We start from the raw sequence: 22,798 nt of genomic DNA on the forward strand, positions 1-22,798 counted from the left end.
TGCCAAGTGTCGAACTCTTCGCCCGTCTTCTCTCTCGCCCAACCCCTGCCGCTCGATAGCGGACAGGTGCTTGAAGGCGCGCAGATCGCCTACGAGACCTATGGCACGCTCGCTGCGGACAAGAGCAATGCGGTGCTGGTGTGCCACGCGCTGACCGGTGACCAGTATCTTGCCAGCCCGCACCCGATCACCGGCAAGCCCGGTTGGTGGGAGCGGATGGTCGGCCCGGGCAAGCCGATCGATACCGACCGCCACTTCGTCATCTGCGCCAATGTCATCGGCAGCTGCATGGGATCGAGCGGCCCCGCCAGTCTTGCGCCCGACGGCCAGCCTTACGCGATGCGGTTCCCCGTCATCACCATCCGCGACATGGTGCGCGGGCTGGTGGCGCTGCTTGACGGGTTGGGGATCGACAGGCTTCACGCCGTGGTTGGCGGCTCGATGGGCGGCATGCAGGCGCTCAGCCTCGCCGCCAACTGGCCCCAGCGTGCCGCGCGCGTGCTGGTGATCGCTTCGACCGCGCGCCATTCGGCACAGAATATCGCCTTTCACGAGGTCGGGCGGCAGGCGATCATGGCCGACCCCGCCTGGGCCGAAGGCGATTATTACGCGAGCGATGCCAAGCCCGACAATGGCCTCGCCGTGGCGCGGATGGCGGCGCATATCACGTACCTTTCGGAGGCGGGCCTCACCGAGAAATTCGGGCGGCGCTTGCAGGACCGCGAGGCCAAGGGTTTCGGATTCGACGCCGAGTTTCAGGTCGAAAGCTACCTCAGATATCAAGGCAGCGGCTTCACCCGGCGCTTCGATGCCAACAGCTACCTCTACATCACCCGCGCGATGGACTATTTCGACATCGCCGAGGAACACGGCGGCAAGCTTGCCAATGCCTTCGCGGGAACGCAGGCGCGGTTCTGCATCGTCAGCTTCGACACCGACTGGCTGTATCCCACCGCCGAAAGCCGCCACGTGGTCCACGCGCTCAATGCGGCGGGCGCGAAGGTCAGCTTTGTCGAACTGTCCGCGCCGCATGGGCACGACAGCTTCCTGCTCGAGCATGACCAGCTCGACCGCGTGGTGAAGGGGTTTGTCGAATGAGCTTGCGCCCCGACCTTGCCGCCATCGCCGCGCATGTCGCGCCCGGCAGCCGGGTGCTCGATATCGGCTGCGGCGACGGCGCACTGATGGCGGAGCTGGAAAGCGCCAGCGGCTGCGATGCGCGCGGCATGGAGTTGGACGGCGCGCTGGTCGAGCGCTGCGTGTCGCGGGGCCTGAGCGTGGTGCAGGGCGACGCCAATCTCGACCTTGCCGAATATCCCGACAAGGCGTTCGATTACGCGATCCTCAGCCAGACCCTCCAGACCGCGACCCGGCCCGATCTGATGCTTGACGAGCTGCTGCGGGTGGGGCGGCGGGCCTTCGTATCGTTCCCGAACTTCGCGCATTGGCGCACCCGTGCCGCGCTGATGTTCGGCGGGCGGATGCCGGTCACACGCGCGCTTCCGGTCAGCTGGTTCGAGACCCAGAACATCCACCACGTCACGGTCGAGGATTTCCGCGATCTTGCGAAGATGAAGGGCGCGGCGATCGAGCGCGCCTGGTTCTTCTCGGGCGAAAAGCAGATCGGCGCGCCAGCTGCTAACTGGCGCGCCGAATTCGCAGTGTTCGAGTTAAGTCGGTAAGATCAGCCCGCGCGGTGCAGCATGCACAGCTTGTGGCCATCCAGATCGAGCACATAGCCGAGGTTCAGCGTGCCCATCGGGCCGACGCGCGGGCCCGGGGGGTCTTCGATCGACTTGCCACCCGCAGCCACGGCCGCATCGTGGAAGGCCTGCACCTGCTCAAGGCTGTCGCAGGCAAAGCCGACGGTCGAACCGTTCGAGCAGGTCGCGGGCGAATCGTTGATCGGCTCGCTGATCGAGAACATCCCGCCATTGTGCATCCAGAAGGCGCGCTTGTGGCCGGTGGCGGCGACGTTGATCATTCCCGGCCCTGCGCCGAGCGTGGCGAGCACGCTATCGTAGAACGCCTTGGCCCGGTCGAAATCGCTGGTTCCGAGCATGATGTGACTGAACATGTAAATCCGTCTCCTCTCATAGGACGGGTTGCGGATTAGGACGGATTTTCGTCCTCGACAATCGGCAATCTTCGGCGATTCCGGTAGCCACAGGTTCATTTCGCAGGGCATAGGTAAGGTCATGCTCATGCCCCTCCTCCTTGCCGCGCTGGCGCTTCAGGATGCCCCGCCTGTTGCCGCGCCAACCCCGCCCGCAGATGTCATCGCAATCGAGGAACTGCCGATCAAGGAGGCCGCCGCCACCCGCTGCGCATTGGCCTTTGCCACCGTCAGCCGCTGGCAGAAGGCGCAGGACCCGCGCGGTGCGGCCTATCCCGATGTCGAAGCAACCGGCGGACGCGAATTCTTCGTGCAGGTGATGGCCAAGCTGATGGACAAGGGGCTCACGCGGGAAAACATCGTTATGATCGCCAGCAAGGGGGTCGATAGCAACGACAATCCCGAAGGCGACGCCCGGATTGCAGCGATGATGCCTGCTTGCGAGCTGATGAAATCCTCCGCCGGATTGTAAGCACACGACATATCCCCGCGCCTGCCCCGGCGAGCGCTGGATTCGCCCGCGCAAGTGAGGCATGGAAATAGTCACCATGTGGCTGCTCTATCAATTCCCGCTCTGCCCCTTCAGCCGCAAGATCCGGCTGCTGCTGAGCGAAAAGAACGTGCCTTTCGATCTGGCGCGCGAGGATCCGTGGGCCGCGTCCGACATGTTCTTCAACCTGAACCCGGCCGGCCGCACGCCGGTGATCGTCAATCAGGACAAGAACATCACCATCCCCGATAGCCGCGCGATTGCGGAATATTTCGAGGAGACGGTGGATCGCAACCCGATGATCAACGGCACCGCCACCCAGCGCGCCGAAATCCGCCGTCTGGTCGCGCTGTTCGACGAGAATTTCTACGCCGATGTCACCGCGCCGCTGCTGTCCGAACGCATGAAGAAACGCATGCTGCGCCTGCCGCCCGATAGCGGCGCGCTGCGCAATGCGATGAAGATGGCGCACGGGCATCTCGACTATCTCGACTGGCTGATCGACAACCGCCCGTGGGTGGCCGGTTCTACCATGAGCCTCGCCGATCTGGCGGCCGCCGCGCAGATATCGGTCGCGGATTATCTCGGCGGGATTGACTGGGCGGGGCATGAACAATCGCGCGGCTGGTATGCCGTGTTCAAGAGCCGCCCGAGCTTCCGCCCGTTGCTCACCGAGCGGATGGACGTGATCAAGCCGCCGCCGCATTACGCGCTTCTCGATTCTTGAGAATCCTCGCTCACGCGACGTTTTTGCGGGCCTACCGCTTCGCTAATTGAGGCCAGGCGGCCGCAACGCTGCGGCCGCGCGGTCGCGCTTGCGGTTCATCGGCGATGAACCGATATAGTGCCTCCTAGAGAGGACATTTCATGGATAACCCCGACCCCCGCACCATCACCGACGCAGAGTGGCGCGAGAAGCTGAACCCGATGCAGTATCACATCCTGCGCGAGGCCGGCACCGAACGCGCCTTCACCGGCGAATACGACAAGTTCTATGACGAGGGCGAATATCACTGCGCCGCCTGTGGCACCCAGCTGTTTTACTCGACCGCGAAGTATAACAGCGGCTGTGGCTGGCCCGCCTTCACCCGTCCGGCGGACGAGGAAGTGATCGAGGAGCACCGCGACACCGCCTACGGGATGATCCGCACCGAAGTGCGCTGCGGCAAGTGCGGCGGGCACCTTGGCCATGTCTTCCCCGATGGCCCACCCGAACAGGGCGGCCTGCGTTACTGCATCAATTCGGCCGCGCTGGTCTTCACCCCGGCTGATGGCTGAGCCGTTCTGACGCCGCATTGGGGGAGAGCATGGTAAACGCGGGTTCACCCCCGGTTACAACTTGCCTATGCAATGGGCCGCTACCCACCCCGGACAGGGGGGGCATCAGATGGGCAGGGTGAATGTCGAGACGGGGTGAGCAATTGCAGAACAAGGGCATGCGCGGAAAACGTCGTGCCGCGGCCGAGCGTTCCGACACGGCAAACGCCGGTTCGGGCACCGGCGCCGGCGGGTCGGGGCCGGAGAAGCCACGCTCGCGCTTTCGGTTATGGCTGAAGCGATTGTTTGTGTGGGGCGGCGCATTGGCGGTTCTCGGCCTTGTGTTCCTCGGCTTCGCAGTCGCCTTTGCCGCGTCCTCGCTGCCTGACTACCAGACACTCCAGGCAACTCAGCCGGGTCAGACCATTGTGGTGCGCGCACGTGACGGGCGCGAGCTGGTCGAGATCGGGCCGAGCTTCGGCGACTGGCTGGAATACAGCGAAATTCCCGAGAACATGACCAACGCGATGATCGCGGTGGAAGACAAGCGATTCCGCTCGCATATCGGCGTTGATCCGGTGCGTCTGACCGGCGCGCTTATCGAAGGCATAACCGGATCGCGCGCGCGGCTTGGCGGCACTTCGACGATAACGCAGCAGCTGGCGCGCAACCTGTTCCTCAACAATAACCGCTCGCTCGACCGCAAGGCGCGCGAGGCTGTGCTGGCGCTGGCGCTCGAATGGAAGTTCTCCAAGGAAGAGATTCTCGAGCTTTACCTCAACAAGGTCTATTTCGGCGGCGGGGCTTACGGCATCGATTCCGCCTCCCGCAAATTTTTCAGCCACCCCGCGACCGAACTCAACGTGGGCGAGGCAGCGATCATTGCCGGGCTGGTCAAGGCGCCCAGCCAGTATTCGCCGACTGCCGACGTGCAGGCAGCGGTGGACCGCGCCAGGGTGGTGCTCGGCCTGATGCGCGAGCAGGGCTATATCAACGCCGATCAGGCGAATGTCGATGTCAGCGCGGTGCAGCTCAAGGAGCAGGCCGGACAGAATTCGGTGCGCTACTTCACTGATTGGGTGCTGCCGCAGCTCGATATCATCCTGCCCGAGACCTACGAACCGATCGAGGTGTGGACGACGCTCGACGTCGGGATGCAGCGCGCCGCGACCGCCGCGATCGAGTCCAATACGCCAAAGGGCGCACAGGGCGCGCTGGTCAGCCTTGACCGCGACGGGGCGATCCTCGCGATGGTCGGCGGCACCGACTATGTCGCGAGCAACTATAACCGCGCCACCGCTTCACTGCGCCAGCCGGGTTCGGCATGGAAGCTGTTCGTCTATCTCTCCGCGCTGGAGGCGGGTTACAAGCCCGAGGACAAGGTGGTCGACACGCCGGTCACGATCGACGGATGGACGCCGCGCAATTCCAATGGCCGCAATGTCGGCGAGACCGATCTGCGCACCGCCTTTGCCTATTCGATCAACACCGTTGCCGCGCAGCTTGGCAATGAAGTCGGGTTCGGGACGGTCGCGTCGATGGCGCGGCGGTTCGGGGTCAATTCGAAGATCGACACCAATCCCTCGATGGTGCTCGGTGCGTCCGAAATGCGGGTGATCGAGATGACGCAGGCCTTCGCCGGGATTTCCGCCAAGGGTACGCCTGTGGAGCCTTACGGCATCACCAAGGTGACCGGCGCGAGCGGCGAGGTGCTTTTCCGCCGCGAAGGCCAGCGCCAGTCGCCCGCCGTGCCCGACTACGTGGTGGCCGGAATCACCGATCTGCTGCAGGCAGCCGTGCAGACCGGTACAGGCCGCGCTGCCGATATTGGCAGGCCGGTGGCGGGCAAGACCGGCACCACTTCATCGAACAAGGACGGCTGGTTCATCGGCTTCTCCAGCGGGATCACCACCGGCGTGTGGATGGGCCGCGATGACGCCAAGGCGGTGCCTGGCCTTCAGGGCGGACGTGCCCCGGCACAGGCCTTCGCATCCTATATGCGCTATGCCGTTAAGAGCCGCCCGGTCGAGGAATTCGACGTGACGCTCGAACTGCCCGAATGGCAGCTGGAGCCCGATCAGGAAGCGCTGTTCGGCGAGCCTGACGATTATTACTATATCGACGAACAGGGCAACATGGTCGAGCCCGGGCGGCGCGACCCCGATGGCGAGCCCTTCGATATCGAAGGCGAGCGCGGGCCGAATGCACCGCCGGCGGCCAGTCAGGACTTCCTTGAGGAAGCCACCGGCGGCACCCTGCCGCAGAACCAGCGGCCCCAGCGAGAGCCGCGCCGTCCGCCGCCGCAGCCGGGCTTGAAGCCGTCTGATCAGTAGCGGCTCAAGCGAGGATCGAGGCCAAACAAAAAGGCGCCGGGATCTGCTCCCGGCGCCTTTTGTCTTGGCGGATTGTCGTGCCGCGCTGCGCCGGATCAGCGCAGGCGAACCGCCACGAAGGCCGCCGGCGTGGTGCGGCGCTGGATGCGCAGCAGGATCGCCTCGCGCTTTTCGGCGACCGCGGCGTTGACCTGCGCCAGCAGCGCGTCGACCGTGGCGGTCGGCTGATAATTGGCGGACAGGATGATGTCCCCGCGGCGAAGGCCCTTGCGGGCTGCATCGCCGTTCGGATCGACCGTTGCGATGACCACACCCTGCGTTTCGACCGGAACCCCGAGCGAACGGGCAATCGCCGCGCTCATCGGCATCACCTGCATCCCGAGCTTCTGCTCGATCGTGCCGTCCGAGGTGCCGGGCGCCATCGGCTCCTCGGCATCGGGATCGAAGGTCTGCGCTTGAGTCTGCAATTCCGCCTCGCTGGGGCGCTTGCCCAGCGTGACGTTGATGCTTACCCGCTGGCCTTCGCGCAGCACTTCAACCGGGACGGTCGTGCCCGGCTGGAGATTGGCGACGAGGAACGAGACAGTCTGTTCAGAGGTCACGTCCTTGCCGTTGACCTTGGTAAGGATGTCGCCCGACTTGAGCCCGGCCTTGGCGGCGGGGCTGTTGTCCTCGACCGTCTGCGCCAGTTCGCCGCGGCGCTTGGGCAGGCCAAGCGACAGCGCCAGATCCTCGTCGATCGGCTGCAGCCGAACGCCAAGATAACCGCGCTGGATTTCCTGGCCGCTGCGCAGCTTTTCGACGATCGGCGCGGCGATTTCGGCGGGGATCGCAAAGCCGATTCCGACGCTGCCGCCAGAAGGCGAGAAGATCGCGTTGTTGATGCCGATCACGTTGCCGCGCATGTCGAACAGCGGGCCGCCCGAATTGCCGCGGTTGATGCTGGCATCGGTCTGGAGATAGCGGTCATAGGCGCCGCCCTGGCCGGTGTTGCGATACACCGCCGAGATGATCCCGCTGGTCACCGTGCCGCCAAGGCCGAAGGGGTTGCCGATCGCCACCACCCACTCGCCCACGCGGGCCGAGCTCGAATCCCCGAACCGTACGAAGGGGAAGGTGCGGTTGGAGCGGATCTTCAGCACCGCAAGGTCTGAGGCGGCGTCGGCGCCGATCACGTCGGCTTCGTATTCGGTGCCATCGGAAAGGGTGATGGTGATCGATTCGAGCTTCGCGCGCGTATCCGGGGGCGAGATCACGTGGTTGTTGGTGACCACGATGCCATCGGCGGAGATGATGAAGCCCGATCCCAGCGACTGCGCTTCACGGGTCTGCGGCTGCGCGCCATTGCCGTCTCCGCCGCGGCGGTTGAACAGTTCGGCAAAGGGCGTGCCTGCGAAGGGGTTGTTCTGCACTTCGACCCGCTGGCGCGTGGCGATGTTGACCACGGCCGGCTGCAACTGCGCGGTCAGATCGGCGAAGCTGGCCGGGGCGCCCGCAACCGGCACCACGCGGTCCATCACCGCACCATCGTTCTGCGCCACCTGCGCGCCCAGCGGCGATCCGGTGATCATCGAAATGGCAGCGCCGCCCACCAGCAGCGCGCTTGAAAGTCCATACACGTAGCGCACGTTGTTCACGTCCTCATGGTCCTTATCCTGTGCAGGAATGCGCGGGGTTGCCGCAGCGTTCCTCAAACCCTTGACGGAGCCAGCCGGGATGGCTGGTCTTCGCGCCCCAAATGCCCTTTCCGGGGCTGAACGCCGATTGAACATAGGTGTCGCCCATCGCCATCGGTTGGCGCTTGGTCGATTGCTCAGCGCTCGCCCTTGAACTGGCGGAAATACTCGCTGTCCTCCGACAGCACCATCGTGCTCTGGCCTTCGCCCGTCAGGAACGTCTGCCGGTAGCTCTGCATGGCGCGATAGAAGTCGTAGAACTTCGGGTCTTTTCCATAAGCTTCGGCATAGATGTTCGCGGCTTGCGCTGATGCTTCAGCCTGGATGATCTGCGCATCGCGCTGCCCCGCCGCACGAATGGTAGCGGCTTCTTCCTGCCGGTCGGTCTCCATGCGGGTGAAGGCAGCATCAAGCGGGCGGCCTTCGGGAAGGTCAGCCGCCTTGATCCGCACGTCGAGCACCTGCGCACCGTAATTGCGCGCCTGCTTGTCGAGCGTTGCGGTGATGTTCGCCATCGCGGTCCCGCGTTCGGCATTGATCAGCGCCGAGAAGGGCCGCCGTCCCAGCTCCTGCCGCAGCACCGAAGTGAGGATCGGCAGCAACTGCGCTTCAAGCTGGCGTTCGGTCCCGGCCTTTTCGACCAGCTTGACCGGATCGATGATGCGATATCGCGCATAGGCATCGACCTGCAGGCGCTGCTGATCGTTGGAGAGCACCTGCGTGCGCTCCATATCGAGATCGAGCACCCGGCGGTCGATCATCCGCACTTCCTCGACAAAAGGAATGCGCGGCGCGATGCCCGCACCTGTCGATCCATAGGGCTTATCGGGTCGGAACTGGTTGATGACACGCACGGGTTCGCCCGTGCGAATCACGACCGCCTGATGGGTTTCAGGCACGATCACCATGCTCGAAAGCAGGGCAACCACCACCACGATCGCGCCGATGATCAGGCCCTTGGCGTTTTGGAATACGCTGTCCATCGCCTCAGTTCCCCTGTGCCGGCGCGGCTTGCGCGGCGCGACGTTTGATTTCGGGAAGCGGCAAATAGGGTGTCACATTGCCGGATTCGACGATGGTCTTGTCGGTCTTGGACAGGATCTGCTCCATGGTCTCGTAATAAAGGCGGCGGCGCGTCACTTCGGGCGCGAGCTTGTATTCCTCGTAGATGTCGTTGAATTCGCTGGCGTCGCCTTGCGCGCGGGCGAGGACCTGCTGGGCCACTGCGCGCGAACGGTTGATGGCTGCGTCGGCGTCCTGCTGGGCGGAGGAGACGTCCTTGAAGGCCTCTTCCACGCGGCTCGGCGGATCGACCTTGTTGATTTCGATCCCCTGCACGCTGATGCCCGAACGATAGGCATCAAGCCGCGCCTGCATCGCCGCGCGAACATCCTGTTCAATCTCGGCGCGGCCTGCACCGGTCAAAACGGAATCGAGCTTCTGCCTGGCCACCGCCGCGCGCATCGCCGCCTCGCCGATCTCGAGCAGTGCGTTTCGCGGATCGGAGAGCTGGTATTTGTACAGTGCAAGGTCGGAGATGTTCCAGCGGATCAGGTAGCTCAGATCGACGAGGTTCTGGTCGCCGGTCAGGATCAGCTTTTCGGTCTTGGTGCCGGGCACCTCTTCAAGCCGTACCTGCGTCACGTTTTCCTTTTCGACCATGTGGAGCGGCCAGGGTGCGGTGATGTTGGTACCGGAATCGAGCGTGTCGTAATATTTGCCGCCGAGCCAGGTGACCACCGCCTGTTCGCCCGGCTGGACGAAGTGGAAGCTTGTCACCGCCACCCACACAAGCGCGACGCCGCCAATGATCACCGGCAGCCAGCTTTTGCCATCGGGACGTTCGGGCAGGCGGAACGTCGGGCCGCCGCCTCCGCCACCGGCGCGGCGCGGTCCTTCGGGGCCGCGGCTCTTGAAAATGTCCTCGATGCTGGCTGAACGCCGCTTGCCCGGCTCGCCGCTGCCCGGAAGCCACGGATTGCGCGGGCCGCCGCCATCGCCGCCGCTACCGCCTGCGCCGTCATCGCCCGATGACCCGTCGCCACCCGGCTCGTCGCCGTTACCGCCGCCGCCCCAGGGGTTGTTCTTACCAGCCATGGCAAAGCCCTTAAGGCCCGCGCCAAGACGTTCTCTCCAGCCGTCCATACTCTGCATAAGGCAGTTATAGGCACGGGTTCTCGCGAAAAACAGGGGTTCGCTGCGTGATTTTGGTGTTAGAGGCGTGCCGAAATGAACAACTCGCCCCAACCGCCCCGCCAGCCCGATGCCGAAGAGGCGCTCATCCGCGCTGCGCTGAGCCCTGAAATCAACCACCGCTTGCGATCTGCAAGGATCGTTTCGCGCCGCGCTGTGATCGTTGCCGAGGCAGGCGATCTGCCGGATTCCGGCCGCGCCGAGCTGGAAGCCGCGATCACTGCCGCGCTCCAGCCACTGCCGGAAATAGACGAGGTGCGCGTGGCGCTTATCGGAGAGCGGCGCCGACGCAGATTGATCGCAGTCGGATCGGGCAAGGGCGGAGTCGGCAAGTCGACGCTGACCACCAATCTCGCAGTCGCTCTGGCGAAGATGGGCCGCCGCGTCGGCGTGATCGATGGCGATATCTACGGCCCCTCGCAGCCCAAGCTGCTCAAGACCGAAGGGATCAAGCCCGCCGCCACGCCCGACGGCAAACAGCTTGTGGCGATCGATAGCCCCTACGGCGTCAAGGTGCTGTCGATGGGCCACATCGTCGCCCCGGGCAAAGCGCTGGCCTGGCGCGGGCCGATGACCGGCAAGGCGCTGACCCAGCTGGTCGATGCCGATTGGGGCGATACCGACCTGCTGCTGGTCGATCTTCCGCCGGGAACGGGCGATGTGCAGCTTTCGATGCTCTCGGCGCACAAGCCCGATGGCGCAGTGCTGGTGTCGACCCCGCAGGATCTCGCGCTGATCGATGCCGCGCGCGCCGGGCAACTCTTCGAACAGGGCGAGGTGCCGATCATCGGCCTGGTCGAGAACATGGCGGGATATTGCTGTCCCGAATGCGGGCATATCAGCGATCCCTTCGGCTCGGGCGGGGTGGAGAAATTCGCCGCTGCGCTGGAGATTCCGTTCCTCGGCCGCATTCCCCTGACGCTGGCAACCCGTATTGCGGGCGACAAGGGTGAGCCGCCTGCCGCGGGTGACGACGAGACCGCCGCGCCATTCCGCGCCATCGCGGAAAAGCTGTCCCGCTGGCTCGACACGGGGAAAACCTGACCGATGGCGGTAACGCGGCGCGGGTTGCTGGTGGGGGCGGCGGCGGGCGGCGGGCTCGTGGTCGCCTGGTGGCTGATGCCGCGCAATTACCGCACCCCGCTGATCGCGGCGACAGGCGAGCATATCTTCGGGGCGTGGCTCAAGATTGCGACCGATGGCGTGGTCACCGTCGCGGTGCCGCAGCTCGAGATGGGTCAGGGGATCACCACGATCCTGCCGCAGATCGTCGCCTATGAACTGGGTGCAGACTGGCGGCAGGTCGCGGTCGAGCCTGCGCCGATTTCAGGCATCTATGCCAATCTTCCGCTGGCGAAGAAGTGGATGGCCCTGTGGGACCCTAGCTTCACCGGACTGTCTGCCGCAACCGACGACTTGATCGCGGCGCGTTTTGCCGGATCGCAGCGCTTCAACGCGACCGCCGGAGGCACTTCGCTCGAAGCCTATGAACTGCCTTGCCGCGAAGCCGCTGCCGCCGCGCGGGCGATGCTGGCGCAGGAAGCCGCCTCGCGCTGGGGCGTCGCCTGGGAGGAATGCGAGGTCGAGAACGGCTTTGTCACCCACGGAACCCAGCGCGCCAGCTTTGGCGAACTGGCCGAGGCGGCGGCGGAATACACGCCGCCCGATCCTCCGCCGCTGCGCCCCGAGCCTCCGCGTGAAAAGCCGCTGCCCGCCGATGTCGACGGCGCGCCGGCCTATCCGCGCATCGATCTGCCTTCCAAGGTTGATGGCTCCTACCGCTTTGCCGGCGATGTGCGCCTGCCCGGCATGGTGTTCGCCTCAATCCGCCACGGGCAGATCGGCGCTTCGGAGCTTTCCGGGTTCAACCGCGATGCTGCCGCCGGGATCAGGGGCCTCGCCGGGATCGTCGAGAGCAAGCGCTGGCTGGCGGTGGCCGCCGACACATGGTGGAGCGCGGAGACCGCGCTCGCCGCGATGAAGCCGCGTTTCAAGACCACTGGCGCGGTCAGCAGCACCGATATCGCCGCGCGGCTCGATGCCGTGCTGACCGCGGGCGAGGCGCATGTCATCGCCGAGACCGGCTATGGCGGCGATGCGCTCCAGCGGGTCGATATCGGACGGCGCTACGAGGTCGAGCCGACATACGCCGCCCCGCTTGAAACTGCGACCGCAACGGCGCGATACGCGGACGGGCGGCTGGACCTGTGGATCGCCACCCAGGCGCCCGAACAGGCGCGCATCGCCGCCGCGCGCGCGATCGGCATTCCGACCGAGGATGTCGCGCTTTACCCCATGCCCGCCGGTGGCAGCTTCGACGCGCGGCTCGAGCATGACCACGCCATCGAGATCGCGCTCATCGCCAAGGAGCTGGGGCGTCCGGTGCAGCTCACCTGGCCGCGCCGTGACGAGCTGATCCGCGCCCGTCCGCGTGCCCCGGCCTGGCTGCTGCTCGGCGCACAACTTGCCAAGGGTGGAGACGGCGCGATTGACGCCATGCGCATCCGCATCGCCACGCCGCCCGCCGCGCTGGAGTTCGGCAAGCGATTGTTCGGCAACCTCACCAGCATGGCCGCGATCCGCGAGACCAGCGGCGAACCCGATCCGCTCGCCTGCGAGGGCGCTGTCCCGCCCTATCAGCTGCCCGCGCTGCTGGTGGAGCATGTGCCGGTGGAGATCGGCCTTCCGGTCGGGCGGGTGCGCGGCAACGCCCACGGGCCGACGATCTTCGCCATCGAAAGCTTCATCGACGAGATCGCTGCCAAGAATAAGCGCGAGCCATTGTCGTTCCGCATGTCGATGCTTGGCAGCGATGTGCGGCTGGCCGCCTGTCTCCAGCGCGCGGCACAGCTTGCCGGGTGGGACGGCGGCGCTGACCAGAGCGGGCAGGGCATCGCCTGCGCCCGTATCGGCGAAGGGCCGGAAGCCGCGCGCATCGCCTGCGTCGCCACTGCGCGCCAAGGCGAAGGCGGCGTGCGCGTCATCCGCCTTTCGGCAGCGGCGGATATCGGCCGGATCGTCAATCACGACATTGCCCGCCAGCAGATCGAGGGCGGTCTGGTGTTCGGTATCGGCATTGCCCTTGGCAACGCGGTGCAGCTACGCGGCGGGCTGCCCGATGCAGCTGACGACAACGCGATGGGCCTGCCCACGCTGGCCGATTGCCCCGAGATGCGGATCGAATTCATCGCCAGTGAGGCACCGCCTGCCGATCCGGGGGAGCTTGGCGCGGTGGTTGCCCCGCCCGCGATTGCCAATGCGCTTTATTCGGCTACAGGCTTGCGACTGAGACGACTGCCCCTACTTTCGGACGGCATATGATCCCGACAAATTTGCAACATTCGCGCCGGGTCAGCCGCTTTGCCCGGAAACGAAACGCCTGCCGACCGTTAGGCGGGCTATGACCTGGCAGACCCAGCGCCTTCCGGGCGACCACCCTCCTGCGAAAAGCGGCCGCATCGGCGTGCTGCTGATCAACCTCGGCACACCTGACGGGCCAGACCCGGATTCGGTCAAGCGCTACCTCAAGCAGTTCCTTTCGGACACGCGGGTGGTGGAGATTCCGCCGATCGCCTGGCAGCTGATCCTGCGCGGGATCATCCTCAACACGCGGCCCCAGAAAAGCGCCAAGGCCTACGCCAAGATCTGGACCGATCGCGGATCGCCGCTGGCCGACATCACGTCGCGCCAGGCCGAGGCGATGGTCGGGCGGTTCGGTGAGAAGGTCGCGGTCGATTACGCGATGCGTTACGGCAACCCCTCGATCGAAAGCCGCTTGACCGCGATGATGGCCGACGGGTGCGACCGCATCCTGATCGCGCCGATGTACCCGCAATATTGCGCCGCGACGACCGCCACCGTGTTCGACGAGGTCGCCCGGGTGCTCAAGAAGATGCGGTGGCAACCGGCGCTGCGCTTCGTCCCGCCCTATCACGACGAGCCCGGTTACATCGCCGCGCTGGCCGATGATCTGACCCGGCAGGTCAAGGCGCTGACCTTCAAGCCCGAGGTCATGCTGCTCAGTTTCCACGGGATGCCGCAGCAGACGCTGGAAAAGGGCGATCCCTATTACTGCCACTGTTCCAAGACCGCGCGGCTGCTGCGCGAGGAGTTGGCGACGCGACCCGAATTTGCCGGCGTGCGGTTTGAAACCACCTTCCAGTCGCGCTTCGGCCCGGCGGCATGGCTTGAGCCTTCGACCGACGCGACCCTGATGGCCGAGGGCGACAAGGGCACCAAGCGGCTTGTGGTCGCTGCCCCCGGTTTTGCGGCGGACTGCGTGGAGACGCTGGAGGAGCTGGCGCTCGAAGGGCGGGATGAATTCATGGAGCATGGGGGCGAGGAATACGCCGTGCTCGATTGCCTCAACACCTCGGATGATGGCCTCGCGATGATCGATGCGATGCTGCGCCGCGAGCTGGCGGGATGGATTTGACAATCGCGCCAGATTGACCGGCGCGAGTATTTACACCAGAGTCAGTTGCGAATCCGAACCTTCACCGGAGCATCGAGACGACCATGGCCACCCTTGCCAAAGCCCCGCACTCCCCTGACGGCGCGCCCGCGGATGCGCCCCGCCACTGGAGCGATCTGCGCCTGAGCGAGGCGGACCTCGCCCATATCCCCGGCGAGGCAGGCTGGCCGCTGGTCGGTAACACCTTCACCATGCTCGCCGATCCGCACGCCTTTGCCGACCGGATGATCAAGACCCATGGCAAGGTCTACAAGAACCGCGCCTTCGGTGGCTGGCAGATCGCGCTGATTGGCGCCGAGGCGAACGAGCTGCTTTTGTTCAACAAGGACAAGATCTTCTCCAGCGAACAGGGTTGGGGCCCGGTGCTCGACCAGCTGTTCCCGCGCGGGCTGATGCTGATGGATTTCGATCATCACCGGATCGACCGCCGCGCGCTTTCGATCGCCTTCAAGCCGGAGCCGATGCGGCACTATTCGGGTGCGCTCAATCGCGGGATCGCGCGCGAAGTGGCGGACTGGGCTGGGCCCATGGAGTTCTATCCGGCGATCAAGAAGCTCACGCTCGATCTCGCGGCGGACAGCTTCATCGGCCTGCCCTGGGGGCCGGAAGCCGACAAGATCAACGAAGCCTTCGTCGACATGGTGCAGGCCTCGGTCGCGCCGGTGCGTCGTCCGCTGCCCTTCACCAAGATGAAGAAGGGTGTCGATGGCCGGGCCTTCCTCGTCGAGTATTTCACCCGCGAAACCCTGCGCCGCCGCGCCGAAGGCGGGGGGCAGGACATGTTCAGCCAGTTCGCCACCGCAACGCGCGAGGATGGCAGCCTGCTGCCGGTCGACGAGGTGGTCGATCACATGAACTTCCTGATGATGGCGGCGCATGACACCATCACCTCCTCGGCCACTTCGCTGATCTATCACCTTGCCACCAACTTGGTGTGGCAGGAAAAACTTCGCGAGGAAATTCTGGCGGTTACCGGCGGACCGGACGGCGATGGCAACCCGCGCCCGCTCGACTATGACGATCTCGCCAAGCTTGATCTGACCGAGATGGCGTTCAAGGAATCGCTGCGGATGATCCCGCCGGTGCCCTCCATGCCGCGGAGGGCTTTGCGCGAGTTCGAATATGGCGGCTATCGCATTCCGGCGGGCGCGATGGTGGGGATCAACATCTACTGGACCCATCATTCCGAGGAATATTGGGAGAACCCCTTCGCCTTCGATCCGCTGCGCTTCACGCCGGAGCAGGTGAAGGCGCGGCACAAATACGCATGGGTGCCGTTCGGCGGTGGCGCGCACATGTGCCTTGGCCTGCACTTTGCCTATATGCAGGTGAAGATCCTGCTCGCCCAATTGCTCCAGCGTTACCGGATCGAGGCGGCCGAGGGGTATAACCCCGAATGGCAGGACTGGCCGATCCCGCAGCCCAAGGATGGGTTGAAGGTGACGTTCACGCCGCTCTGAAAATTGCGTGTTTCACGTGGAACACGCGTTCTGGCGGGGGCCTAAGCGGGGTCTAGAGGGGGTCTAGCAGGGGTCTAAGCGCGGCTGGGCGGGGTCTGGATCCGTTTGCGCCGGGTCTGGAATCAGAAATCGACCGCGATCCCGTCACCCCTCTCCCAATCACCATAGCGGGTGGGAGAGAGCTTTTCGTTGTTCTCGACTGCCTTTGGCGCCGGCACCGGATCGTTGCTCCAGTGGGCGGGCTTCTTGAACTGCTTGGCAGCTTCGGACTTCTCTTTGGTCATGCCTTACCAAATGCCCATGCTGGCACCTTGTTTCAAGCGCGGGTAGGGGCGCCGTGATTGGCCGGCATCGCCGGGGAGCGAAAAACCGGTTCCCACTTTTTCGCGCGATGCTCTAGAGGCCTCCCATGTCAGCCACCCCCGGACTTCCCGTGCGCCGCGCCGCGCTTCGCCTGCTTGATGCCGTGTTCCGGCGGGGCGAGACGCTCGAACAGGCCGAGGCGGCGGCGCTTGGCGATGTCCGCAAGGCGCCCGACCGCGCTCTGGCCAAGGCGATCGCTGGGGAGAGCCTGCGCTGGCTCACCGATCTCGACGCCCTGATCGACAGCGCCACCAAGCAGACCCTGCCCCATGACGCCAAGGTGCGGATGGTGCTGCGGATCATGCTGGCGCAGGCGCTGCGGCTCGATACCCCGGCTCATGCCGTGATCGCTACCGGCCTGCCACTGCTGGCGGGCGGGCCGCGCAGGCTGGCGCATGGGGTGTTTTCAGCTCTGGTGAAGCCGGGGCGCAGCGTGCTGCCCGAAGCACCAACCCTGCCGGAGCGCGTGGCCGAGCGCTGGGGCGCTCAGAAGGCCGCCGCCATCGCGCCGGGCCTCGCCTTCCCGCCTGAACTCGATCTGGCGCTGAAGGACGCTGCCGAAACCGAAACCCGCGCCGTGGCGATGGGCGGCGTGACCTTTGCCCCCGGCCATGTCCGCCTGCCGCGCGGCGCGGCGGTGGACACGCTCGCCGATTTCAAGGCGGGCGACTGGTGGGTGCAGGACTTGGCGGCTTCCATCCCGGCGCGCCTTCTCGGTCCCGGGGAGGGCAAACACGCGCTCGACCTGTGCGCGGCCCCCGGCGGCAAGACCATGCAACTCGCCGCAGCCGGGTGGAATGTTACCGCGCTCGACAGTTCGAAACGCCGGCTGGAACTGCTCAAGGACAATCTCAAGCGCACCGGCTTGAAAGCCTCGCCCGTGCGCGCCGATGCGCTGACGTGGGAGCCGAAACACCGCTTCGACGCGATCCTGATCGACGCGCCGTGCTCGGCGACCGGCACCTGCCGCCGCCACCCCGATGTGCTCCACCGCATCGGCAAGGGGCAGATCGGCGACATGGTAGAACTGCAACGCGCGCTGGCGGCCAAGGCTGCCGAATGGCTCAACCCCGGCGGGGTGCTTGTCTATGCGGTATGCTCGCTGGAGGTGGAGGAAGGCGAGGAGCAGGCGGTGTGGATTGACGCCAATTGCGGCCTTGCGCCCAAGCCGATCACGGCGGAGGAACTGCCCGCCGGTCTCGCCCCCACCGCCGAGGGCTGGCTGCGCACCCATCCCGGGATGCTGGCGGACGAGGGCGGGCTGGACGGGTTTTTCGTAGGGCGGTGGGTGAAACCATAGTCACGCTGACCGCTTTTAGGATTTGCTGCGCTCGGCTGGAATGTCCGGCAGTGGGTGGATTGCTGAAATTCCGCTGCTAATCTCTTCAAGCTGTGTTGGGAGTGAGAATGGTCGAGATACCGCAAGATGGTGATGCACCGCTGATTAGATGCGACTTCTCAAACATGGCCGCTTGGGAGAGGCTCGTCGCAGCGACAAAAGAGCCATCTCCCGACGGCTTCGTGCCAAATCTGCAAATCATCGATAACGATCGCTATGATGGAGCGTCGGCCAACCAGATTGGGAGCGCAGCGCGCGACACCAATCATGCGGTCGTGTTCATTGCTGACGAAATCACGATGGGTAATGATGACCTCTCTGTCCTATGTCTTAATGTCTCTGCGACCGAACAGAGGTTTCGGGTCATTCCCAGTGAACTCTGGGGCGTGGAGAACAACCTTTCGCTGGGCAACATGGACTTTGAGGAGTTCGCTGATGCTACCGGGGCGGACGGCATATTCAGAGGGTTCTAATGTCCATTTCGGGGTCGGTTTCAGAATGGCAGAAATTTTTTAGATGGCCGCTGAAGCCGACATGCCGCTTTCGGGATCGCGTATCGACCCGTCTCATGACCGTTTGTGGGTGGATTTCTGCCGCTCCAAGATCCGTCGCCCCGTGCTTGACACGGGGCTTGGCGTTTCTTTTTCAGCCGTCGCGGCGATACTCGGACCATGGCGACGGGTGGCTGGGTCTACATCATGGCAAATCGCTACCGCGGCGGCATGTATGTCGGCGTCACCTCGGATGCTTTGGCCCGCGTGTATCAGCACCGCGAGGGGATGGGCTCGCGCCATGTCGCTGATTTCGGAAAGACCCGGCTCGTTTATGTCGAGCGCCATGAAGAGATCGAACAGGCGATTGCTCGCGAAAAGCTGATCAAGAGATGGCGGCGCGATTGGAAGTTTGTGCTGATCGAGGCGGACAATCCAGAATGGGACGATCTTTGGGAAAGATGGTTCGCACTCCCGCCGGAGCAGAAGTAGCCAAGCCCCGTGTCAAGCACGGGGCGACGACGAGGGGAAGGACCGCAATGGGGCGATACCCCAACGGCAGCTTTTTTGAATGATGACGAAAGCAGCCCTTCCGCTCAGTCCTTCACATATTTCTGAAAACTCTTCCGCAGCTTCATCAGCTTCGGCGGGATCACCGCGAGGCAATAGGGATTGCTCTGGCCCTGACCGTCCCAGTATTCCTGATGGTAATCCTCGGCCGGGTACCATTCGGCAGTCTGCGCGCCGCCGGACAGGCCTTCGATGGTGGTCACAGCCAGTTTGCCATGATCCGCATTCCAGCGCGCAATCGCGGCTTCGGCCTCGGCGCCCTGTTCGTCTGACAGCGGGAAGATCGCAGAACGATACTGCGTCCCGACATCGCCGCCCTGCCGGTTCAGCTGCGTCGGATCATGCGTGCCGAGGAACACGTCGTAGATCTGGGGAAGGCCGATCACATCCGTATCAAACGTCACGCGGATCGCTTCGGCATGGCCGGTCGTGCCGGTGCATACTTCCTTGTAGGTCGGGTTCGCCTTGGTGCCGCCGATATAGCCGCTTTCGACCAGGCTCACGCCGATGACATCGCGGAACACCGCTTCGGTGCACCAGAAGCACCCGCCTGCAATGATCGCCGTGTCCATGTTGCTCATCGAAATCTCCGTTGGTTTGTGGCAGAGATAGGCTAGCAAACCGCGATTGCTACCTCCCAAAGGGTGGCATTCCTCGATTCCCCGGAGAGAGAACCCATGAAGAAGCTGATCCTTGCCCTCGCCACCGCGAGCGGCCTTGCCCTTGCCGCGCCCGCGCTGGCCCAGCATGCCGGGCACGCCGGCCATGCCATGAACGGCGCCGACGCCGACGAAGCGCATATCAAGGACACCGCGCATTTCATGAAGATGCATGGCGAGCAGGTGTCGGCGGCGATCAATCACCCGACCCGCGCCGAAGACAAGGCGCGCGATGCCTTCCGCAAACCCGCTGAAACGCTGGCCTTCTTCCATGTCGGCCCGGAAATGAAGGTCGGCGAATATGCGCCCGGCGGCGGCTGGTATTCGCGCCTACTCGGCCATTATCTGGGCGGCGAAGGTCAGCTGGTCGGCCTCTATGCCAACCCGCTCACCGCCACCGCCGATCCCGCGCGCCAGCAGCGCATCCGCGATACGGCGGCCGGTTTCGGCAAGGAAGTGGCGGGCTACACCGGGCTTCCGGCTGAAAAGTTCAGCGGCATCACGCTCGACAATCTCGAAGGGCAGAAGGGCACCTTCGACCGCATTCTGGTGATGCGCGCGATGCACAACCTGATGCGCGGCGGCACCGCCGATACCGAACTGCGCGCGATGCGCGAACTGCTCAAGGATGATGGTCTGCTCGGCATCGAACAGCACCGTGCCAAGACGGATGCGGCGTGGTCCTATGCCAACGGCACCAAGGGCTACCTGCGTCAGCAGGACGTGATCGACTTCATGCGCATCAACGGCTTCGAACTGGTCGGCACCAGCGAGATCCTCGCCAATCCCAAGGACACCGCCGATCACAAGGAAGGCGTGTGGGAAATGCCCCCCGTGCTCGCCACCAAGCGCGAAGACCTGAAGGGTCTTGGCGAAAGCGACCGGATGACTCTCCTGTTCAAGAAGGCCAAGTAATAAGCTAGGGGCGGCGGCATGACTGCAATCACCGTCGCCGCCCTTCAGCTTGCTCTCGGCTCCGAAGACGAAGCCACCAACATCGCTGCCGTCAGCGCGCTGGTCGAGGAGGCTGCCGCGAAAGGCGCGCAGCTGATCCTGCCGCCCGAGCTGTTCTCCGGCCCCTATTTCTGCCGCGAGGAAGATGAAGCGCTGTTCGCGCTCGCCCGGCCCACGGCGGAGCATCCCAGCGTCATCGCGATGCAGGCGCTTGCCGCGAAGCTGAAGGTGACGATCCCCACCAGCTTCTTCGAGCGGGACGGGCACCACTATTACAACACCCTCGCGATGATCGGCCCCGACGGGCAGGTCATGGGCACCTATCGCAAGAGCCACATCCCCGACGGGCCGGGATACGAGGAAAAGTACTATTTCCGCCCCGGAAACGACGGCTTCAAGGTGTGGGATGTGCCGGGCGAGGACGGCGGACACGTCAAGGTCGGCGTCGGCATCTGCTGGGACCAGTGGTATCCCGAATGCGCGCGCGTCATGGCGCTGATGGGCGCGGAAGTGCTGCTCTATCCCACCGCGATCGGTTCCGAGCCCTATGACGCGGATCTGGACACCAGCCGCATGTGGCGGCGCGCGATGATCGGCCATTCGGTGTCGAACTGCATGCCGGTGGTGGCGTCGAACCGCATCGGCCACGAAGGGCCCGAGGACCGCGCACAGAGCTTCTACGGCCATTCTTTCATCTGCGACGAATGGGGGGATGATCTCGCCCTGTTCGGCGCGGGGGAGACCGGCGTGCTGACCGCCCGGCTCGATCTGGCGCAGGCGGCCAAGCACCGCGCGGGGATGGGCTTCTTCCGCGACCGCCGCCCGCAGCTTTACGGGCGCATCGCGCAAGATATCTGATCTTGAGCAGCACCTACCTGATCGCGCTGGGCAGCAACCGGCGGCATGTCGCCTATGGCCTGCCGCAAGCGGTGGTGCGCGCGGGACTGGAGGAATGCGCCGCGCTCGGCACGGTTACAGCACGCTCGCCGGTGATCGCGACCCCGCCGATGGGCGCGGCCCGCCGCCGTTTCGCCAATGCGGCGCTGGTGCTGGAGAGCGAGCTTGCGCCCCCTTCGCTCCTCGCCGCGCTCAAGCGCATGGAGCGTGAATTCGGCCGCCGCCGTGGGCAACGCTGGGGGGACCGCGTGCTTGACCTCGACATTGTGCTGTGGAGCGGCGGGCGCTGGGTCAGCCCCGGCCTCACGATCCCGCATCCGGCCTTTGCGCAGCGGCGCTTCGTGCTCGATCCGGCCTGCACCATCGCCCCCGGTTGGCGCGACCCGGTGAGCGGTTTGACCCTCGCCCATCACCATGCCCGCTTGACCCGCCCGCGCCCCCTCCTTAGGGGAGCGCGCTCATTGCCGAAGTGAGGCATGTGAGGACCCGTAGCTCAGTTGGTAGAGCGGCGGACTTTTAATCTGTAGGTCTCGGGTTCGAGCCCCGACGGGTCCACCATTGCTTGTTTCCGCACGCCGTCCGGCCTGCGAAATCCTCGCTCACACGAGCTGAAGCTCGCGTCGCTGCGGGCGCCCGGTCGGGCTTGCGGTCGCTGTGCGACCGTTCTTGCGCCTAACGTTCCGGTTGCGTTTGCCGCTTTGGGTTTGGGCGCGCGACGTCAGCCTTTCTTTTTCCGGTCCAGCCACCGCGCCGCCCGCACTCCGCCGGTGATCAGGAACGGCACCAGCACCAGGCTCAGCACCACTTTGGCGAGCACCTGCCCGATCATCAGGTCGGTGATGTCGAACTCGCCGTAGAAGGCCAGGGTGATGAAGATCACCGAATCGACCGCCTGGCTGAGCGCCGAGGCAATCGCGCCGCGCACCATCAGCCCGATTGTGCTCTCCTCGCCTCCGCCGCGCAACCGGTCGAAGATCCAGATGTTGAGCAGCAGCGAGGTGATGTAGGACGCCGGGCCCGCCATCCACACCCGCCAGGTCGACCGGTGCACCCGCTCGAACGCGGCCAGATCATCGGGGCGGAAGGCGATCATCTCGGACGAGGCGGGGAGCGAGAGCACCAGCCACATCAGCAGCGCCGACAGGCCGAGCGGGAAGAATCCCCACCACACGATCCGCTGCGCCATCTGCCGCCCATACAACTGCGACAGCGTGCTGGAGATCACGACCAGCAGCAGGAAGGGGAAAATCCCGCTCTCCACCGCCAGCCCCGTCGGCCACAATTGCACCTGCTTGAAGGCGAGCACGCCCGCCAGCACCGTCATCCCGCCGTACAGCAGCGTGAAGACAAACAGCCCCAGCGGCATGGAATCGAGCGGGTTGTGGGTGGGCGTCTCGGGTGCGGGTGTGTTCATCGCCTGAGTGCTAGCCAGCGCGCGGGCAAAAGAAAAGCGCGAGGCCCGCCCTGTCACCGGTGGTTTATTGCGGGATAGGCGCGGGCTCGCGGCATCCCCGCTTGCAAGTCGA

General features: G+C 65.0%; 23 protein-coding genes and 1 tRNA gene. 17 read left to right on the forward strand and 7 right to left on the reverse strand.

The window, feature by feature from the left end:
* Positions 1-6 precede the first annotated feature (6 nt).
* On the forward strand, positions 7-1,098 hold the full coding sequence (gene metX / locus KVF90_RS05595) for a homoserine O-acetyltransferase MetX (RefSeq protein WP_264393861.1): 1,092 nt from the start codon (positions 7-9) through the stop codon (positions 1,096-1,098).
* Positions 1,095-1,682 (forward strand): methionine biosynthesis protein MetW, encoded by a 588-nt coding sequence (metW, locus tag KVF90_RS05600; protein WP_264393862.1) that lies wholly within the window; start codon positions 1,095-1,097, stop codon positions 1,680-1,682. The genes metX and metW overlap by 4 nt, the downstream gene beginning before the upstream one ends.
* Positions 1,683-1,684: 2 nt before the next feature.
* On the opposite strand, the gene KVF90_RS05605 is transcribed toward metW, so the two are convergent.
* Complete coding sequence (locus tag KVF90_RS05605) at positions 1,685-2,077, reverse strand: VOC family protein (protein WP_264393863.1); 393 nt, start codon at positions 2,075-2,077, stop codon at positions 1,685-1,687.
* Between the two features lie 121 nt (positions 2,078-2,198).
* On the opposite strand from KVF90_RS05605, the gene KVF90_RS05610 reads away from it, so the two are divergent.
* The 4 genes from KVF90_RS05610 to KVF90_RS05625 all read left to right on the forward strand — a co-directional run bounded on the left by KVF90_RS05610 (position 2,199) and on the right by KVF90_RS05625 (position 6,196).
* Positions 2,199-2,588: a hypothetical protein gene (locus tag KVF90_RS05610; protein ID WP_264393864.1), complete on the forward strand. Its 390-nt coding sequence runs from the start codon at positions 2,199-2,201 to the stop codon at positions 2,586-2,588.
* Positions 2,589-2,664: 76 nt separating this feature from the next.
* Entirely contained in the window at positions 2,665-3,333 is a 669-nt protein-coding gene (locus tag KVF90_RS05615) for a glutathione S-transferase family protein (RefSeq protein ID WP_264394694.1), read from the forward strand.
* 140 nt (positions 3,334-3,473) lie between these two features.
* Positions 3,474-3,884, forward strand: a complete 411-nt coding sequence (gene msrB / locus KVF90_RS05620) for a peptide-methionine (R)-S-oxide reductase MsrB (protein WP_264393865.1) — start codon at positions 3,474-3,476, stop codon at positions 3,882-3,884.
* Positions 3,885-4,042: 158 nt separating this feature from the next.
* Complete coding sequence (locus tag KVF90_RS05625; protein ID WP_264393866.1) at positions 4,043-6,196, forward strand: transglycosylase domain-containing protein; 2,154 nt, start codon at positions 4,043-4,045, stop codon at positions 6,194-6,196.
* Between the two features lie 95 nt (positions 6,197-6,291).
* Here the strand turns inward: KVF90_RS05625 and KVF90_RS05630 are convergent, their stop codons facing one another.
* From KVF90_RS05630 to hflK, 3 genes are all read right to left on the reverse strand, one after another.
* Entirely contained in the window at positions 6,292-7,833 is a 1,542-nt protein-coding gene (locus tag KVF90_RS05630) for a Do family serine endopeptidase (protein WP_264393867.1), read from the reverse strand.
* 176 nt (positions 7,834-8,009) lie between these two features.
* The gene (gene hflC / locus KVF90_RS05635; protein WP_264393868.1) at positions 8,010-8,855 is read right to left on the reverse strand and encodes a protease modulator HflC; all 846 of its coding nucleotides are present in this window, start codon (positions 8,853-8,855) and stop codon (positions 8,010-8,012) included.
* Positions 8,856-8,859: 4 nt separating this feature from the next.
* Positions 8,860-9,969 carry a protease modulator HflK gene (hflK, locus tag KVF90_RS05640; RefSeq protein ID WP_264393869.1) on the reverse strand — a complete coding sequence of 370 codons (1,110 nt, stop codon included), beginning with the start codon at positions 9,967-9,969 and terminating at the stop codon, positions 8,860-8,862.
* 132 nt (positions 9,970-10,101) lie between these two features.
* On the opposite strand from hflK, the gene KVF90_RS05645 reads away from it, so the two are divergent.
* The 4 genes from KVF90_RS05645 to KVF90_RS05660 all read left to right on the forward strand — a co-directional run bounded on the left by KVF90_RS05645 (position 10,102) and on the right by KVF90_RS05660 (position 15,999).
* Positions 10,102-11,109, forward strand: a complete 1,008-nt coding sequence (locus tag KVF90_RS05645; RefSeq protein WP_264393870.1) for an Mrp/NBP35 family ATP-binding protein — start codon at positions 10,102-10,104, stop codon at positions 11,107-11,109.
* A gap of 3 nt (positions 11,110-11,112) precedes the next feature.
* The gene (locus tag KVF90_RS05650) at positions 11,113-13,386 is read left to right on the forward strand and encodes a molybdopterin cofactor-binding domain-containing protein (protein ID WP_264393871.1); all 2,274 of its coding nucleotides are present in this window, start codon (positions 11,113-11,115) and stop codon (positions 13,384-13,386) included.
* A gap of 79 nt (positions 13,387-13,465) precedes the next feature.
* A complete protein-coding gene (gene hemH / locus KVF90_RS05655) occupies positions 13,466-14,500 on the forward strand; it encodes a ferrochelatase (protein ID WP_264393872.1) in 1,035 nt (344 codons plus the stop codon).
* Positions 14,501-14,583: 83 nt separating this feature from the next.
* Positions 14,584-15,999, forward strand: a complete 1,416-nt coding sequence (locus KVF90_RS05660) for a cytochrome P450 (RefSeq protein ID WP_264393873.1) — start codon at positions 14,584-14,586, stop codon at positions 15,997-15,999.
* 122 nt (positions 16,000-16,121) lie between these two features.
* Here KVF90_RS05660 and KVF90_RS05665 read toward each other — a convergent pair whose 3' ends face one another.
* Complete coding sequence (locus KVF90_RS05665; RefSeq protein ID WP_264393874.1) at positions 16,122-16,283, reverse strand: DUF1674 domain-containing protein; 162 nt, start codon at positions 16,281-16,283, stop codon at positions 16,122-16,124.
* Positions 16,284-16,408: 125 nt separating this feature from the next.
* Here KVF90_RS05665 and KVF90_RS05670 point away from each other — a divergent pair, with 125 nt between their 5' ends.
* The 3 genes from KVF90_RS05670 (at position 16,409) to KVF90_RS05680 (ending at position 18,684) form a co-directional block, all read left to right on the forward strand.
* On the forward strand, positions 16,409-17,662 hold the full coding sequence (locus KVF90_RS05670; RefSeq protein ID WP_264393875.1) for an RsmB/NOP family class I SAM-dependent RNA methyltransferase: 1,254 nt from the start codon (positions 16,409-16,411) through the stop codon (positions 17,660-17,662).
* 107 nt (positions 17,663-17,769) lie between these two features.
* Positions 17,770-18,174, forward strand: a complete 405-nt coding sequence (locus KVF90_RS05675) for a DUF6924 domain-containing protein (RefSeq protein WP_264393876.1) — start codon at positions 17,770-17,772, stop codon at positions 18,172-18,174.
* Positions 18,175-18,372: 198 nt separating this feature from the next.
* Positions 18,373-18,684, forward strand: coding sequence for a GIY-YIG nuclease family protein (locus KVF90_RS05680; RefSeq protein ID WP_264393877.1), 312 nt, complete (start codon positions 18,373-18,375; stop codon positions 18,682-18,684).
* Positions 18,685-18,788: 104 nt separating this feature from the next.
* Here KVF90_RS05680 and msrA read toward each other — a convergent pair whose 3' ends face one another.
* Complete coding sequence (gene msrA, locus KVF90_RS05685; protein WP_264394696.1) at positions 18,789-19,334, reverse strand: peptide-methionine (S)-S-oxide reductase MsrA; 546 nt, start codon at positions 19,332-19,334, stop codon at positions 18,789-18,791.
* A gap of 105 nt (positions 19,335-19,439) precedes the next feature.
* Between msrA and KVF90_RS05690 the strand changes: the two genes are divergently transcribed.
* The 4 genes from KVF90_RS05690 to KVF90_RS05705 all read left to right on the forward strand — a co-directional run bounded on the left by KVF90_RS05690 (position 19,440) and on the right by KVF90_RS05705 (position 21,830).
* Positions 19,440-20,336 carry a class I SAM-dependent methyltransferase gene (locus tag KVF90_RS05690; RefSeq protein ID WP_264393878.1) on the forward strand — a complete coding sequence of 299 codons (897 nt, stop codon included), beginning with the start codon at positions 19,440-19,442 and terminating at the stop codon, positions 20,334-20,336.
* 18 nt (positions 20,337-20,354) lie between these two features.
* Positions 20,355-21,233 (forward strand): N-carbamoylputrescine amidase, encoded by an 879-nt coding sequence (gene aguB / locus KVF90_RS05695; protein WP_264393879.1) that lies wholly within the window; start codon positions 20,355-20,357, stop codon positions 21,231-21,233.
* Between the two features lie 2 nt (positions 21,234-21,235).
* Complete coding sequence (gene folK / locus KVF90_RS05700) at positions 21,236-21,745, forward strand: 2-amino-4-hydroxy-6-hydroxymethyldihydropteridine diphosphokinase (RefSeq protein WP_413677014.1); 510 nt, start codon at positions 21,236-21,238, stop codon at positions 21,743-21,745.
* A 9-nt stretch (positions 21,746-21,754) separates the two neighbouring features.
* A tRNA-Lys gene (locus tag KVF90_RS05705) sits at positions 21,755-21,830 on the forward strand.
* 160 nt (positions 21,831-21,990) lie between these two features.
* Here the strand turns inward: KVF90_RS05705 and KVF90_RS05710 are convergent.
* The gene (locus KVF90_RS05710; RefSeq protein ID WP_264393880.1) at positions 21,991-22,686 is read right to left on the reverse strand and encodes a queuosine precursor transporter; all 696 of its coding nucleotides are present in this window, start codon (positions 22,684-22,686) and stop codon (positions 21,991-21,993) included.
* Positions 22,687-22,798 lie beyond the last annotated feature (112 nt).

The organism is Porphyrobacter sp. ULC335, from assembly GCF_025917005.1.
Taxonomy (GTDB): Bacteria; Pseudomonadota; Alphaproteobacteria; order Sphingomonadales; family Sphingomonadaceae; genus Erythrobacter.

Bases quoted from the DNA above. Each gene is read 5' to 3' on its own strand.
- hemH (WP_264393872.1), top strand. From the start codon at position 13,466: ATGACCTGGCAGACCCAGCGCCTTCCGGGCGACCACCCTCCTGCGAAA.
- msrB (WP_264393865.1), top strand. From the start codon at position 3,474: ATGGATAACCCCGACCCCCGCACCATCACCGACGCAGAGTGGCGCGAG.
- KVF90_RS05680 (WP_264393877.1), top strand. From the start codon at position 18,373: ATGGCGACGGGTGGCTGGGTCTACATCATGGCAAATCGCTACCGCGGC.
- KVF90_RS05660 (WP_264393873.1), top strand. From the start codon at position 14,584: ATGGCCACCCTTGCCAAAGCCCCGCACTCCCCTGACGGCGCGCCCGCG.
- KVF90_RS05645 (WP_264393870.1), top strand. From the start codon at position 10,102: ATGAACAACTCGCCCCAACCGCCCCGCCAGCCCGATGCCGAAGAGGCG.
- msrA (WP_264394696.1), bottom strand. From the start codon at position 19,334: ATGGACACGGCGATCATTGCAGGCGGGTGCTTCTGGTGCACCGAAGCG.
- KVF90_RS05675 (WP_264393876.1), top strand. From the start codon at position 17,770: ATGGTCGAGATACCGCAAGATGGTGATGCACCGCTGATTAGATGCGAC.
- KVF90_RS05670 (WP_264393875.1), top strand. From the start codon at position 16,409: ATGTCAGCCACCCCCGGACTTCCCGTGCGCCGCGCCGCGCTTCGCCTG.
- KVF90_RS05610 (WP_264393864.1), top strand. From the start codon at position 2,199: ATGCTCATGCCCCTCCTCCTTGCCGCGCTGGCGCTTCAGGATGCCCCG.
- KVF90_RS05650 (WP_264393871.1), top strand. From the start codon at position 11,113: ATGGCGGTAACGCGGCGCGGGTTGCTGGTGGGGGCGGCGGCGGGCGGC.
- KVF90_RS05690 (WP_264393878.1), top strand. From the start codon at position 19,440: ATGAAGAAGCTGATCCTTGCCCTCGCCACCGCGAGCGGCCTTGCCCTT.
- metW (WP_264393862.1), top strand. From the start codon at position 1,095: ATGAGCTTGCGCCCCGACCTTGCCGCCATCGCCGCGCATGTCGCGCCC.
- KVF90_RS05615 (WP_264394694.1), top strand. From the start codon at position 2,665: ATGTGGCTGCTCTATCAATTCCCGCTCTGCCCCTTCAGCCGCAAGATC.
- KVF90_RS05605 (WP_264393863.1), bottom strand. From the start codon at position 2,077: ATGTTCAGTCACATCATGCTCGGAACCAGCGATTTCGACCGGGCCAAG.
- aguB (WP_264393879.1), top strand. From the start codon at position 20,355: ATGACTGCAATCACCGTCGCCGCCCTTCAGCTTGCTCTCGGCTCCGAA.
- hflK (WP_264393869.1), bottom strand. From the start codon at position 9,969: ATGGCTGGTAAGAACAACCCCTGGGGCGGCGGCGGTAACGGCGACGAG.
- KVF90_RS05665 (WP_264393874.1), bottom strand. From the start codon at position 16,283: ATGACCAAAGAGAAGTCCGAAGCTGCCAAGCAGTTCAAGAAGCCCGCC.
- KVF90_RS05710 (WP_264393880.1), bottom strand. From the start codon at position 22,686: ATGAACACACCCGCACCCGAGACGCCCACCCACAACCCGCTCGATTCC.
- hflC (WP_264393868.1), bottom strand. From the start codon at position 8,855: ATGGACAGCGTATTCCAAAACGCCAAGGGCCTGATCATCGGCGCGATC.
- KVF90_RS05625 (WP_264393866.1), top strand. From the start codon at position 4,043: ATGCGCGGAAAACGTCGTGCCGCGGCCGAGCGTTCCGACACGGCAAAC.